The sequence below is a fragment of the Streptomyces sp. NPDC040432 genome, from assembly GCF_055595445.1.
Genome location: NZ_JBVIVP010000001.1, coordinates 256,615 through 269,926, shown reverse-complemented (window position 1 = coordinate 269,926; position 13,312 = coordinate 256,615). Strand labels below are relative to the sequence as shown.

Below are 13,312 nucleotides of genomic sequence, written 5' to 3'. Positions count from 1 at the left end.
TCGGGGGGCGCCGCGCGCCAGGAGTGGACAATGAGGTCGGTTGAAGCGTGAATCGCACAGAACGGGGCGGGACAGTGACTCAGGCACCTCTGGAACTCGACAAGGGCGGCAACGGCGAACTGCCGGGCACACGAGTCACGGTGACCGTGCGGACACCGGCGCCGGTGGACGTCTGCGCGCTGCTGCTCACGGCGGGCGGCAAGGTGCGCGACGACGGAGACCTGGTCTTCTTCAACCACCCCGAGCAGGACGGCGTACGCGTCGCGGGGCCGGTCGTCGAGGTGGACCTGGACGCGGTCCCGTCGGACATCGAGACGGTGGTCTGCGCGGCGAGCGTCGACGCGGCCGGACCGCAGGTCGCCTTCGACGCCGCATCGACCCCGAGCGTGTCGGTGAACCACGGGGCGCAGGACCTGGTCTTCGTCCCGCCGCCGCCGACGGACGGCGAGACGGTGCTGCTGCTCGTCGAGCTGTACCGCCGCGATGAGGGCTGGAAGGTCCGCGCGGTGGGGCAGGGTTACGCGAACGGCCTCGCCGGTCTCGCCGCCGACTTCGGTGTCGCGGTGGAGGGTGCGGCCGGCGCGGGGCGGACCGCACCGGAACCGGCCGTGGCCGGGGTGACCGTACCGGAACCGGCCGTGGTCGAGCCGGAGCCCGCCGCCGAGCCCGCCCCCGGGTCGGCGTTGGGCAGGATCGAGCTGGTCAAGAACGGCACGGCCACCATCGCCCTCGACAAGAGCGATCCGGGCGTGGTGGTGACCGCCTCCCTGGAGTGGGACGGCGGCGACCGGGAGGAGGGCCTCGCCGACCTCGACCTGTACGCCCTGTTCGTGCCCGCCGGCGGGGTCCGTCGGGACCTCACGGAGAAGGAGCGGCGCGCGGCGGACCGGGAAGCGGGGAGGACGCCCACCGCCGGGGCCGTGTACTGGAACAACGGGGGATCCCTGGACGACAGGCCCCATCTGGCGCTCGACGGGGATGCCGGGGCGCCGGGCCGCGAGATGATCCGCATCCACCGGCCGGACAGGCACGGATACGTGCTGATCTGCGCGTACAGCGCGCTCGACAACGGCACCGGCAGTTTCAAGAGCTTCGGTGCGAAGGCCGTGGTGACCGACGGACGGGGCTCGACGGTGGTGGTCCCGTTGTTCTCGGACCAGGAGAACGCCTACTGGGCGGCCATCGCCCTCGTGGACTTCACCCGTCCCGACGGCGTGACGATCAACCAGGCGGAGACGTACAGCGGGGCCAACGTCGAGAACCGTCCGATGCTGTACGCCGACGGCGTGTTCCGGATGGACCTGGGGCCGGTGGAGTTCAAGGAGGCGCGGTGACATGAGGACGCCGCCCCCGGTCCGGTGACCGGGGGCGGCGTCCAAAGGGGTGCGCGTCGCGCTCAGACGGCCTCGGCGGTCGCCTTGACGGGGGCGGCGGCGGGGGCCGCTCCCGCGGCGGCGGTCACGCGCGGTTCCTGCCCGCCGCGCAGGCCGAGCCAACTGATCAGGGCCACCAGCGCGAACGCGACGGCTCCGATCCCGAAGGTGAGCGTGAAGCCGGACTCCGCGGGCAGTGCGGGGACGCCCGGCGGGAGGTGCTCGATCGTCTGCGAGGCCAGGATCGTGGTCACGATGGCACTGCCGATCGCGCTGCCGGTGGAACGCGAGATCGAGTTGATGCCGTTGGCGATGCCGCTCTGGTGGTGCGGGACGCTCGCCATGATCACGGCGGGCATCGCCGCGTAGCCGAAGCTGACGGCCGCGCCGACGACCAGACCGGCGCCGATCACCGAGGCGCTGTGGCCGTGGTCTAGGGCGAGCCAGCCGAAGCCGGCGGCGCCGAGTGCGGCCGCCAGGCCGAGCGCGACGCGCGGCCCGCGGTGGCGCACCAGCTGCCCGCCGATGGGCGAGGCCAGCAGCGAGACGATCGCGCCGGGCAGCAGGAACTGGACCGAGGCGCGCAGGATGGACGCGTCGAATCCGTAGCCGGTCAGCGCCTTCGGCATCTGCACGAGGTAGGAGACGCCCAGGAAGTTCGCGAACATGCCGAAGCCGACGAGGATGCCGGCGAGGTTGGCCATCAGCACCGGGCGGTGGACGAACATCCGCATGTCCACGAGCGGTTCGCGCACCTTGAGCTCGGTCAGTACCCATACGGCGGTCATCACCGCGGCGCCGGCGAAGCTGCCCAGCGTCCGGCCCGAGGCCCAACCCCACTCGTGGCCCTGGGAGATGGGCAGCAGGAGCAGCAGCAGGGCGATGCCCAGGGTCAGCGCGCCCAGGAAGTCGGTGCGACCGCCGGTCTTGTGGCGGGTGGCGGGTACGAGGACGACGACGGCGAGCAGGGCCAGCGTCGCGAACCCGGTGGCCATCCAGAAGGCGTTGCGGTAGTCCGCGTCGGCGCCCGAGGTCAACAGGCCGGTGGCGACGAGCGCCAGCCCGCTGCCGAATGCGAGCGTGCCGCTGACCAGCGCCATGGCCCCCGGCAGCTTCTGCGGACGGACCTCCTCCCGCAGCACCGACAGGGCCAGCGGGAAGATCGCGGTCGCGGCGCCCTGGAGGACGCGTCCCAGGATCAGGAGCGGCAGCGAGGTCGCGAGGGCGGCCACGACGGATCCCGCGACCATGACGCCGAGGACGGCGACCAGGGTGGGCTTCTTGCCGTGCTGGTCGCCGAAGCGGCCGAGCAGCGGGGTGAAGACGGCGGCGGAGAGCAGGGTGGCCGTGGTCACCCAGCTGACGTTGGCGGTCGAGGTGCCGAGGTCGTTGCGGATCAGGCCCAGGATCGGGACGGGCAGGGTCTGCATCATCGACACGACCATGGCTGCCAGGCTCAGGGCGAAGACGATGACCGTCTCGTTCCTGTTCCTCGCTTCGGCGGGGGCGGATGCGGTGGAGCTCATGAGGGGGAGGACCTACTTCAGGACGAAGATGTTTGATGTCATCAAGTACTTCGTCGAAGGTAGACATCGATAGTTAAGGAGGTCAAGTAAAAGGTTGATAATGTCAACGATTCTGAGTAGGCTCCGGACGTATGAGCACCACCGCCGCGCCCCGGCCCACCAAGCTCCAGCTGCTGGAACTGCTCGCCGCGATCGGCACCGCCCAATGGCGGGACTTCGCGGCCGCGGCCGCGCGTCACGGCCTCACCTCCACGCAGGCCAAGGTCCTGGCCCAGCTGGAGGGGCCCGTCCCGATGCGGGGGCTCGCCGCGCTGCTGGTCTGCGACGCCTCGAACGTCACCGGGATCGTCGACCGGCTGGAAGCCCGTGACCTGGTGCGGCGCGAGCCTTCCCCGGCCGACCGGCGCGTGAAGAACGTCGCCGCGACCGAGGCCGGCCGTGACGTCATCCGCCGGGTCCGCGAGGAGATGCAGGCCACGCACGGCGCCCTCGACGAGCTGGACGCCGACGAGAGTGCGACCCTCTACGCCCTGCTGGAGCGGCTGCGCCCCACCCTGGAGCGCGACTCCGGAGCCTGAGCGACGCCCGCGACCCGGCCTCGGGGTGGCTCCGTGCCGGGTCGGGTGCTCGATCCGGCGGCCGGGTCGGCGCTCGGTCCACCCCTCGTGCCGGTGATCGGTCCCGCGTCCGTGCCGGTGATCGGTGCCGCGTTCGTGGCGGTGCTCAGTCCTGCGGCGCCGCGGCGTCGAGGGCGGCCGTCAGACGGCCCAGGCGCGTCTGGAGATCGCGGATCTCGGCCAGCTCGAACCCGGTGGCCGCCGCGATCCGGCGGGGCACCTCCACGGCGCGCGCCCGCAGTGCGGCGCCCTCGTCCGTGAGGACCGCGTGCACCGACCGTTCGTCCTCGCTGCTGCGCTCGCGCCGGACCAGGCCGGCCGCCTCCAGCCGCTTGAGCAGCGGTGACAGCGTGCCCGAATCGAGGCGCAGGTGCTGTCCGAGCTGCTTGACCGGCATCCTGCCGTGCTCCCAGAGCACGAGCATCACCAAGTACTGCGGGTAGGTCAGCCCCAGATCCTTCAGGACCACCCGGTAGAGCCCGCCGAAGGCGCGGCTCGCGGCGTTGAGCGCGAAGCAGATCTGCCCGTCCAGCCGGAGGAAGTCCTGATCGAGGACGCCCTGGTCGTGGACGTGCTGGTCGAAGACGTCCGGGAGGCGGAGGGCGTCGGCGGGCTGCTCGGTCATGGGGGCCAGTGTACCGGAGGGCCCCTCGCGAGCGATTGAGTTGTGCACAATTTAATTGTGTGCTCTAGTTGTGGTCGAGGGTCGGTCGCCGACCCCGCCCCTGTGAAAGGACCTCCCGATGAACGCGCTGTACACCGCCGTCGCCACCGCCAACGGCCGCGAGGGCCGCGCCGTCAGCTCCGACGGGCAGATCGACCTCGCGCTCGCCATGCCGCCGGCGCTCGGCGGCAACGGACAGGGCACCAACCCCGAGCAGCTGTTCGCCGCCGGGTACGCCGCGTGCTTCGCCAGCGCCCTCGGCCTGGTCGGCCGTCAGGCGAAGGTCGACACCGGCGACATCTCCGTCACGGCGGAGACCTCCATCGGCCAGGACGACAGCGGCTTCGCGCTGGCCGTCACCCTGCGCATCGAGCTCCCCGAGGCCCTGGCGGGCGAGACCGGCGCCCTGCTGGTCAAGCAGGCGCACGAGGTCTGCCCCTACTCCAAGGCCACCCGCGGCAACATCCCCGTCGAGCTCGTCATCGAGTAGTCACCACCCGGGCCCCGGCCCCTGGGTGGTCCGTCAGGCGGTGCGCCGCGCGGCCACCACCGCGCAGGCCACCGCCAGTGGCAGTTCCGCCCCGACCGCGAGGGCCAGGGCCGCGCCCTGGCCGCCCGTACCCGCCGAGGTCGTGACGTCGAACCAGGCGTCCATCGCCAGCAGCGCGGCCGTCGCCGCCGCCACCGGCGACACCCGCCGGTCCCCCTTGCGCAGCAGCAGCCCCGTCGCCGTCAGCCCGGCCGCCAACGCCGCGTCGAGGCCGATCCACGCTGTGGACCAGTTCGACACCTGCGCGGTGTGCGGCACGGTTCGTGCCGGCGCCACCATCCAGGGCAGCAGCGCCAGCCCCGCGCCGGTGAGCACCGTGGCGAGCCGCCGGGTGCGCCGGTCCGCCCCGAGCGGCTTCGCCGCCGTCCGCCGGAGGGTGGACCCGGCCTGCGGGCGGGCCGGGAACTGCGGGGTGACGAGGGCCATGGCCGTGGTCTCCTTCCTGCCCGGCGGACCGTCCCCCGGGCACACCACCACTCTGGTTCCGCGCCCCGCGAAGATCACTGGCGTACGGATCCCGTTCGGGGGTGGTGCCAGGTACACCCCCGCCCGGGTGCCAGGGTGGTGGAAACACCCCCCACCGGGCCGATTACCGTTCTGACCATGGCACTTCGCGGCGCGCCGGGACGCGCGTACACCTTGCTCGCGGCGTACGCCCCCTGGTCGGCGTGGGCCCGGCGCAACACGGCCTTCGCCGCCGCGGCTGTCCCGGCCGCGCTACCCGTCGTCCTCGGCCTCGTGGCCATGATCGCGACCCCGGCCCGCACCCCTCTCCCGTTGCTCCTCGCCCTTGCCTGCCGCCCGTTGCTGACGCGCCTCCAACGCAACCGACTGCGGACCCTGCTCGACCTGGACGTCCCGCCCGTCGTGCGGGAGCACCCCTGGAACTCCGCCCGTGGTGCGGGCGAGCGGCTGCGTTCCGAGGCGACGTGGCGCCAGTACGGGTACCACCTGCTGATCGCCCCGGCCGCCGCCGCCGCGGGCGCGCTGGTCGTCCTCGGCTGGACCGTCGGCGTCGTGGCGAGCACCGTGTACGCGTGGGAGTGGCTGTTCCCCGCCGACGGATGGATACGCGGCTCCGGGGCATCCCCGTACTACGACCTGATCACCGCGACCGGCCTGCTGTCCCTGCTGGTCACGCCGTGGGCCGCCGCCCTGACGACCCGGTTGGACGCCGCCGCCGCGACGGCTCTCCTCGGCCCCAACCGGGCCCGTGAGTTGCAACGCCGCGTGGAGGACCTGGCCGAGAGCCGGGCCGGTGTGCTGGACGCCGCCGACCTCGAACGCCGCCGCATCGAAAGGGACTTGCACGACGGGGCCCAACAGCGCCTGGTCTCCCTCGCGATGAACCTCGGCATCGCCCGCGCCACCCTGCGTGATCTGCCGCCCGAGGCGCACGCCGTCATCGACGAGGCGCACCGCGAGGCCAAGGAAGCCATCGAGGAACTCAACGACCTGGTACGGGGCCTTCATCCGGCCGTGCTGGAGGACCGCGGCCTCGACGCGGCGCTGTCCGGCATCGCCGCGCGCGCCCCGCTGCCCGTCGCCCTGACCGTGGAACTGCCCCGCCGGCCCGGGCCAACCGTGGAGGCGGTCGCCTACTTCGTGGTCTCCGAGGCGCTCGCCAACGTCGCCAAACACGCGCGCGCCGAGCGCTGTTCCGTCCATGTCACCTCCGTTCCCGGCCCCCGGCGCGACCTGCTGCGGGTGGTCGTCACGGACGACGGTGTCGGTGGTGCGGACCCGGCCGGCGGCACCGGACTGGTCGGCCTGCGCAAACGCGTAGGGTCGGTCGACGGAACGCTGTCGATCAACAGCCCCCTCGGGGGTCCTACCGTCATCACCGTGGAGCTGCCGTGCGGGCCGTGATCGCCGAGGACTCCGTCCTCCTGCGCATAGGGCTGGTCAAAGTCCTCGAAATGGCCGGATTCGAGGTGGCCGCCGAGACCGGCGACGCCGAAGGGCTGCTCGCCGCCGTGGAGGAACACCGGCCCGACCTCGCCCTGATCGACGTCCGGATGCCGCCCGCCTTCACGGACGAGGGCGTCCGCGCCGCTCTGATGATCCGGGCCCTGAGCCCCCGTACGGCCGTCCTGCTGCTCTCCCAGTACGTCGAGGAGCGCTACGCCGCCGACCTGCTGGCCGTGCCGAGCGGCGCGGGCATCGGCTACCTCCTCAAACAACGCGTCGCCGACGTGGAGGAGTTCGTCGACGCCCTGCGCCGCGTCGCGGCTGGCGGCACCGCCCTCGACCCGCAGGTCGTCGCGCAGCTCCTGTTGCGCCGCGGGGGCCCGGACCCGTTGGAGCGGCTGACGCCGCGCGAGCGGGAGGTCCTCGCGCTGATGGCGGAGGGCCGCTCCAACGCGGGCATCGCGGCCGGTCTCTTCGTGAGCGAGAGCGCGGTCGCCAAGCACATCAACAACATCTTCACCAAGCTCGACCTGCCGCCCGCCGGGGAGGCACACCGCCGGGTCCTCGCGGTGCTCCGTTTCCTGGACGGCACGGCGTGAGGGACCCGCACACCGCGCGCCCCGGGCAGGACCGTTCCGTGCAGCGGCTCGCCTGGCTCACCGCCTCGGCGTTGTGCGCCGCCCTCGTGGTGGCCGCGGTGGCTCGGCAACTGCCGGCGCGCGCGGGCGTGCGCTCGGCCACGGTGTTCGGCGGCAGCGAGGGCCGGCCGGTGTCGGCGGTCGAGATCCTCGGCGGTGGCGCGGACGTCAGCGTCACCCCGGCCGGAAACCGTGAGGTGGGCTACGAGGCCCGGACCACCTCCGCGTGGAAGGCCCCGACCGTCGAGGAGAGCCTGCTCGGCGGCACCCTGCGGTTGACCCCGCGCTGCACGGGCGGGCGGCAGGACGCCGGCTGCTCGGTGGACCTGCGCGTCACCGTCCCCCGGGACGCACCCGTCAAGGTGTCGGCCGGGTCCGGCCGGGTCTCCCTCAGCGGCCTGGACGGCGCCGTCGACGCCGAGGTCACCTCCGGTGCCCTCACCCTGGCCGGGCTCCGCGGCCCCCTGCGCGCCGCCATCGGTTCGGGCGTCCTGCGCGCCACCGGGTTGGGCTCCGCGCGGGCGGAGATCCGTACGGGTTCCGGGCGCGGGGAGGTCGAGTTCCTGACCCCGCCGGAGCGGGTCACCGGGCACGCGGGCTCCGGGCGCCTGGACATCACGGTCCCGCCGGCCTCCCGGTTCCGCGTCGAGTGCCGCAGCGGTGCCGGACGGTGCGAGACCGACGAGGCCCTGACCGATCGGGCGTCCCCGAACTCCCTGGACCTCACCGCCGGCTCCGGCCGCGTCCACGCGGGCCGGTCCGATCCGTGACCGGTGGTGGGCGCCGCACCACCACCGGCGTCCTCGTGGCGGCCGGCCGGCCGGCCGGGAGGGCGGGCCGCGGAGCGGAGGTGAGGCGAGCGGGTGCGGACCCGAAGGGCGGGTCGTCGGGGCACGCCCGCGGTGGTGCCGGGCCCGCAGGGGTCAGCGGCGTCGAAGGGCGCCGCGGACGAAGGCGGCCTGGCCCGCGTGCTGGAGGTCGTCGGAAAGGACGCTGACCAGCCGGACGGCCAGGGTGACCGGCGGGTCCCAACGGTCGTCGACGACCCGGTCCAGATCGGCCGCGGCGAGGCCGCGCAGGTGGCCCAGGGTCCGCTCGTGGACGGCGTCGTGGTAGCCGAGCAGCAGCTCACCGGTGTCCACCCGGACGGCCGCCACCTCCCGCGGGCCGTGCCCGTAGCCCGTGGCGTCGGCGGGCAGGTCGAGTGCGAACCGGTCGGCCCAGCCCCCGGCGGACCACACCTGGTCGGTGCCCGCCGCATCCGCCAGGTGGTCGTCCTGGACCCGGGTCAGGTGCCAGACCAACCAGCTGATCGAGTTCGCCTCCGGGTCGAGCAGGGCGTTGAGTTCCTCTGCGGAGAGTCCCTCGACCACCTCGTGCACCACTTCGCGGACCCGCCCGAAGCCGTCCGCGAGTACATCGGTTGCCTTCATACGCCGTCCTCAGCCGTGTCGCGTCGATGCGACCGCCGGGCCGGCGGCCGCCGCCGGGACCACCATGCAAGGCCCGCGGGCGGCGGCGTCGCAGACACTCCGTCAGCGCAGCGAGCGACGTCGGCGGCGCAGCAGGACTCCGGCCGCGGCCCCGGCCAGGGCGATGCCGGCGACGCCGGCCGTGGTCCACCAGCCGGTGTTGTCACCGGCGGAGTCGGACTCCGCGGCCGTGGGAGCCGGCGCGGACGGTCCGGGGGACGCGGGCGCGGCCGACCGGGCGACCGCCGGAGCGGGCACGGAGGCCGGCACCGAGGTCGGCGCGGGTGCGGACGCCGCGGTCGAGGGCGCCGGGTCGACGACCGGCACGCCGACCTCCGCCGTGCCGTGACCGAGGCCGGGGAAGCCCGTGTCGACGCTGACCGTCCAGGTACCGGGCGGGAGCGACTCGGCCGTCGTCCAGCCGGCGGGCCTGCCGGGATCGCGGACCAGCCGCCAGGGTCCTTCGGTACGGGTGCCGTCGGCGCTGACCGAGTTCACGGTGGCGGCGACCTGCTCGTCGACCGGGTCCCCGTCGTTCTCCCAGGTGACGTCCGCGGTGACGTGGCCGTCGCGTTGTCCCGTGACCACCACCTTCAGGGTGTCGCCGTGGGCGTGGGCGGGTCCGGCGAGGGCCACGCCCTGAACGAGGGCCAGCAGGACGAGGCCGAGTCCGGCCAGGGTCGGGGAAACGGCGGCGCGCAGTCGCATCGGCACGGTGCTCCAGGTGATGAGGAGAGCGGGAGGGGAGCGGAACGTGTGGGGGGAGGGTGAGGGGGACGTGGGGGAGGTGAGGCGTGGGGAGGCGGCGGGCGGCCGCAGGGGAGTACGGCCGCCCGCCCGTTCAGGAAAGGGTCAGGCGGCCTTGCGGGCCGTCCAGACCTGCGCCGGACGGCCGTCCGCGCGCTGGAGTTCGAGCAGCCAGTCCCCGTAGTAGGGGCGGTTGCTCACGGCGAGCGCGAAGCCGCCGCTCGGATCGGAGACCGTCACCGCGCCGTCGCGGGTGGAGACCTTCCAGCGCTGCGCGCCGGCGCTCCCGCAGGGCTGCTGCGCGACCCACATGCCGGCGGCGGGCGCGCCGCCCGGCTGCAGGCACTTGCCGGAGACCGCCGACCGGATGCGGACCAGTCCGTCACCCGCGTCGTCGAAGAACCACTGCTGCTGCGCGTAACCGTTGTTGCGCCCGGCGACGAGGACGGTGCCGTCCGCGGTCCGGCCGCCCCACAGCTCGGCGGCCATGCCGGTGCTGCCGTTGCCGAGCACGTAGCGGGTGCCCGGGGTGGTGGCGCCACCGTTCTTGTCCGCCGTGCGGAACGATGCGGCCTTGCCGGCTCCGCTGTCCCGACCGGCGTTGTCACGGACCGACACCGCGGCCGTGTACGCCGTGCCCGGACGCAGGTTGTACACGCGCAGGGACGTCGACTGGACCCAGGTGAGGTGTTTGCCGTTCAGCATGACCTGGTACCAGGCCGCGCCCTCGGTCCTCGGCCAGCTCAGCACCACCGAGTCCGGCTGGATCTGGCCGGCCGTCACGGTCGGTCCGCCGGTCGGCTTCCCGGTCGGCGTGGGGGTCGGTGTCGGCTTCGGCGTCGGGGTGGGCTTGCCGGTCGGCGTCGGCGTCGGGTTCGGACCGGGGTCCGTGCCGCCGCCCCCGCCTCCTGCCGCGCGCATCAGAAACTGGTTGTCCGCGATGTTCCAGTGCGTGGCGAGGTAGCTGCCCGCCTTCGGACTGGTGTGGAAGTAGTCGTCGTGGTTGCAGTCCAGGATGTTCTCGGCCGCCTGGTTGGTGCAGACGTTGCGCATCTTGGGGTAGTACGGCGTGTCCGAGTAGCACATGACGTCCCACTCGTCCGTGCAGTGCGCGCCGCGGCTGGTGTTCGGGGCGCTGTTGTTGACCGCGCCCAGGTTGTGGCCCAGTTCGTGGGCGGCCGTGTGGCCGCCCCAGCAGCCCGAGTCGGTGCGCCCGTAGGACGGGCCGAAGTTGCTCAGGTTGTTCTGGCCGGGACGCTCGTCACCGGCGAAGGTGCCGATGCCGCAGTAGATCTTGGCGTCAGCGAAGATCATGTACTTGCGGTCGCGGCGGTCCAACCCCTTGGCGGCGAGCGCCTTGTTCGTCGCGCTGAACTCCGCGAGTGCGGACTGCGGCAGTTCGATGCTGAGCACCGAAGGCGTGCAGTCGGCGGCCGTCACGTAGCGGATGTGACGGACACCGCCGGTCTCCTTGGCGCTGGCCGAGTAGATGACGTCGGCGTCGGCGGCCCACTTGCGGAACGAGGCGAGGTACTCGGCGTACCTGTCCTGGCCCGGGGCGTGGACGTACACGACCTGCACGCGGTTGCCGGTGGTTCCGTCGCCGTCGCACTGGACGGTCTGACCGGCCGGGCCGGCGGCGACCGCCTGGCTTCCGGCGGCCGGCGGCGCGGGCGCCGCGGCGGCCTGGGCGCTGCCGGCGTCGGCTGCCGCGGGCGCGTCCTGAGGACGCCCGCCGCCTTCCGTGGCGGCCGGGTCGCCCGCCGCGGGGGCGGCGGGGTCGGCGGCCGGGGCCTTCGCCTTGACCGCGGGCGGGATGTCCTTCTTGATGTCGACGCCGCCGGGAGGGGCGTCGGGGCCGTGGGTGCAGTGGCCGGCGTCCGTGCGGTAGACGCCGGCGCAACTGTCGCCCTTGGGCGCCGCTTCCAGGCCGTCGTAGACCATTCCGCGGGTGCCCTCGTTCGCGGGCTTGGCCTTGATGGGGGCGGGGTCCGCGTCCCGGGCGGGCGCCGAGGCCGGCTCGGGGGAGTCCGTGCCGGGTCCCGCGGCCATGGCGGGCGGGACCGCTTCGGCCTGGTCGCCGAACCCGGAGTAGGCGAGGCCTCCCGCGATCACCGCCGCCGCGGCAACGGCGGCGGTGACGAGTATGAGCCGCCGGGGTCCTCGCCGGTCCTCACGGGGTCTGCGGCGTCGGCCGCCCGCGCGTCTGGCTGTCATGCGCACCTCAAATCGATGTGAGGGGGGTGGGTGCGCGGAAGCTTGCCAGAAGGACGCCGAGAAGAATTCGGACAAACGGGAATGGGGCCCGAGAAATCTATCCGTTACCTTGTGGTTGAATCTGATGAACAGTCAACTTGCTTACAAAACATGAGAGTTACGCGCGTTGCGCCCGAATGGTCCAGGCCAATAAAGGGATGTCGTTATCAAATCGAGATATGAGGCGGAATCTTGTTGACGGGAATTCAGTCAGGTATTCACGCAAAAACTACCTGCCGAATCTCTCCGGTCACGAGCGGTGAACCAAGCCGCGGTCCTGGGTGCCCAGGCCGCCCGAACACTCCGGCGGCGGCAAGGGCACCCGTACGGACTACCTTCCGGCGTCCCGCTCCCAGCGGTAGAACCGGTGCGCCATCGCGTCCTTGGGGCCCCGCCAGGTCTGCGGGTCGTGCGGACTGATGAACGTCGAGAGCCGGTCGCTGAGATCGCGGAACTCCGGGTGCTCGACGACCTGGGCGATGGCCGGACCGGGATCCGTCTCGGACTCGATCAGGTGCAGGTACACGTCCCCGAACTGGAACAGGCTGCGGCGCTTGACCCCCACCAACCGGGGGAGTTCGCCCGCGTCCGAGGCGGCGAACAGGCCGGCGATGTCGGGTGCCGAACCGGGCGCCATGCGGGCCACGATGAGGGCTTGGTGCATCGGGAGGTTGCCTTTCGTCTCGGGTGAGGAGAGGTGGAGTGCGGGTGGACGAGCCGAGCCGGGTGCGACGCCGAGGGGCGCCGCCGCCGGCTCAGCGCCGCTCGGCGACCGGGGTGCGCGCGGCGCGCCGCCCCTTCTCGATCTTGTCCCGGATGAGTTCCATCTGGATCCGGGAGTTGTGGTTGATCCGCTTGGTCATGCCCTCGTCGTCGATGGGGGCGTCGGGCTTCATCGCGAAGTCCTGCACCCAGCGCATCCGGGTCCCGCCGCCCGCCACCTCGCCGTACTCCCAGTGGATGTTCATGTGGGCGAACGGCCCGGTCTCCACCCGGCGGGCCTTCACGGTCAGGCCCGCGCGGTCCACGGTGCGCTCGGAGACCCAGCTCCACACCACGCCGTTCTCGTCGGGGTGCATGGCGAGGCGGAACCGGGTGGTGTTCCCCTCCTTCTCCAGGATCTCGATCGAGGCGTACTCGCTGAACAGCTCCGGCCAGTTCGGCAGGTCGTTCGTCACGTCCCACACGACGTCGACGGGCGCGTCCACGTGGATCTCGTTGTCGGTGTGTCCAGGCATGTCAGGCTCCAGTCATGAGGCTGTTGTTCACGAGGTCGAGGAACTCGTGGGGGCTCTTGCAGCGGTCGGCGTCGGTGGGCAGCGCCCGACCACGCCGGTTCTCCAGCTCGCCGACGATGCCGAGCAGGCCCAGCGAGTCGAGTCCGTACTCGTCGAACCGCGACTCCGGACGGCTCCGCATCTCGGAGGGGTCGACGGTGATGCCCGCGGTCTTCATCAGGGCCGCGAGCTCTTCCATGGTCAGTCGGTCGGACATGGGTGCCTTCTCTCTTTCCTGCTTCCGGAGTGCCGCGCCGATGACGCCGCGGCCCTGACGAGCG

15 protein-coding genes are annotated in these 13,312 nt (G+C 72.8%); 6 read left to right on the top strand and 9 right to left on the bottom strand.

Going from position 1 to position 13,312, the window contains the following annotated elements; genetic code table 11:
• The first annotated feature begins 74 nt into the window (after positions 1 to 74).
• A complete protein-coding gene (locus tag ACZ58N_RS01290) occupies positions 75 to 1,334 on the top strand; it encodes a TerD family protein (RefSeq protein WP_471154128.1) in 1,260 nt (419 codons plus the stop codon).
• A gap of 62 nt (positions 1,335 to 1,396) precedes the next feature.
• Here the strand turns inward: ACZ58N_RS01290 and ACZ58N_RS01285 are convergent, their stop codons facing one another.
• Entirely contained in the window at positions 1,397 to 2,899 is a 1,503-nt protein-coding gene (locus tag ACZ58N_RS01285) for an MFS transporter (RefSeq protein ID WP_471154127.1), read from the bottom strand.
• Positions 2,900 to 3,030: 131 nt separating this feature from the next.
• Here ACZ58N_RS01285 and ACZ58N_RS01280 point away from each other — a divergent pair, with 131 nt between their 5' ends.
• Positions 3,031 to 3,477, top strand: a complete 447-nt coding sequence (locus tag ACZ58N_RS01280) for a MarR family winged helix-turn-helix transcriptional regulator (protein WP_471154125.1) — start codon at positions 3,031 to 3,033, stop codon at positions 3,475 to 3,477.
• Positions 3,478 to 3,622: 145 nt separating this feature from the next.
• Here the strand turns inward: ACZ58N_RS01280 and ACZ58N_RS01275 are convergent, their stop codons facing one another.
• On the bottom strand, positions 3,623 to 4,141 hold the full coding sequence (locus ACZ58N_RS01275) for a MarR family winged helix-turn-helix transcriptional regulator (protein WP_471154123.1): 519 nt from the start codon (positions 4,139 to 4,141) through the stop codon (positions 3,623 to 3,625).
• A gap of 118 nt (positions 4,142 to 4,259) precedes the next feature.
• Between ACZ58N_RS01275 and ACZ58N_RS01270 the strand changes: the two genes are divergently transcribed.
• Positions 4,260 to 4,670: an organic hydroperoxide resistance protein gene (locus ACZ58N_RS01270; protein WP_389701946.1), complete on the top strand. Its 411-nt coding sequence runs from the start codon at positions 4,260 to 4,262 to the stop codon at positions 4,668 to 4,670.
• A 33-nt stretch (positions 4,671 to 4,703) separates the two neighbouring features.
• Here ACZ58N_RS01270 and ACZ58N_RS01265 read toward each other — a convergent pair whose 3' ends face one another.
• Positions 4,704 to 5,156: a hypothetical protein gene (locus ACZ58N_RS01265; RefSeq protein ID WP_471154121.1), complete on the bottom strand. Its 453-nt coding sequence runs from the start codon at positions 5,154 to 5,156 to the stop codon at positions 4,704 to 4,706.
• 177 nt (positions 5,157 to 5,333) lie between these two features.
• Here ACZ58N_RS01265 and ACZ58N_RS01260 point away from each other — a divergent pair, with 177 nt between their 5' ends.
• The 3 genes from ACZ58N_RS01260 to ACZ58N_RS01250 are packed head-to-tail and all read left to right on the top strand — an operon-like array spanning position 5,334 to position 8,049.
• On the top strand, positions 5,334 to 6,599 hold the full coding sequence (locus ACZ58N_RS01260; RefSeq protein WP_471154118.1) for a sensor histidine kinase: 1,266 nt from the start codon (positions 5,334 to 5,336) through the stop codon (positions 6,597 to 6,599).
• On the top strand, positions 6,587 to 7,240 hold the full coding sequence (locus tag ACZ58N_RS01255; protein ID WP_471154116.1) for a LuxR C-terminal-related transcriptional regulator: 654 nt from the start codon (positions 6,587 to 6,589) through the stop codon (positions 7,238 to 7,240). Before ACZ58N_RS01260 ends, ACZ58N_RS01255 begins: the two co-directional genes overlap by 13 nt.
• Positions 7,237 to 8,049: a DUF4097 family beta strand repeat-containing protein gene (locus ACZ58N_RS01250; RefSeq protein ID WP_471154114.1), complete on the top strand. Its 813-nt coding sequence runs from the start codon at positions 7,237 to 7,239 to the stop codon at positions 8,047 to 8,049. Before ACZ58N_RS01255 ends, ACZ58N_RS01250 begins: the two co-directional genes overlap by 4 nt.
• A gap of 153 nt (positions 8,050 to 8,202) precedes the next feature.
• On the opposite strand, the gene ACZ58N_RS01245 is transcribed toward ACZ58N_RS01250, so the two are convergent.
• The 6 genes from ACZ58N_RS01245 to ACZ58N_RS01220 form a co-directional block, all read right to left on the bottom strand.
• The gene (locus ACZ58N_RS01245) at positions 8,203 to 8,712 is read right to left on the bottom strand and encodes a mycothiol transferase (protein WP_471154111.1); all 510 of its coding nucleotides are present in this window, start codon (positions 8,710 to 8,712) and stop codon (positions 8,203 to 8,205) included.
• Positions 8,713 to 8,814: 102 nt separating this feature from the next.
• Positions 8,815 to 9,459, bottom strand: coding sequence for an LPXTG cell wall anchor domain-containing protein (locus ACZ58N_RS01240; protein ID WP_471154110.1), 645 nt, complete (start codon positions 9,457 to 9,459; stop codon positions 8,815 to 8,817).
• 144 nt (positions 9,460 to 9,603) lie between these two features.
• A complete protein-coding gene (locus ACZ58N_RS01235) occupies positions 9,604 to 11,715 on the bottom strand; it encodes an RICIN domain-containing protein (RefSeq protein ID WP_471154107.1) in 2,112 nt (703 codons plus the stop codon).
• 370 nt (positions 11,716 to 12,085) lie between these two features.
• Entirely contained in the window at positions 12,086 to 12,418 is a 333-nt protein-coding gene (locus ACZ58N_RS01230; RefSeq protein WP_471154105.1) for a TcmI family type II polyketide cyclase, read from the bottom strand.
• Between the two features lie 91 nt (positions 12,419 to 12,509).
• Positions 12,510 to 12,992 (bottom strand): SRPBCC family protein, encoded by a 483-nt coding sequence (locus ACZ58N_RS01225; protein WP_471154102.1) that lies wholly within the window; start codon positions 12,990 to 12,992, stop codon positions 12,510 to 12,512.
• Between the two features lies 1 nt (position 12,993).
• Positions 12,994 to 13,248, bottom strand: coding sequence for an acyl carrier protein (locus ACZ58N_RS01220; protein WP_471154100.1), 255 nt, complete (start codon positions 13,246 to 13,248; stop codon positions 12,994 to 12,996).
• Between the last annotated feature and the right edge of the window lie 64 nt (positions 13,249 to 13,312).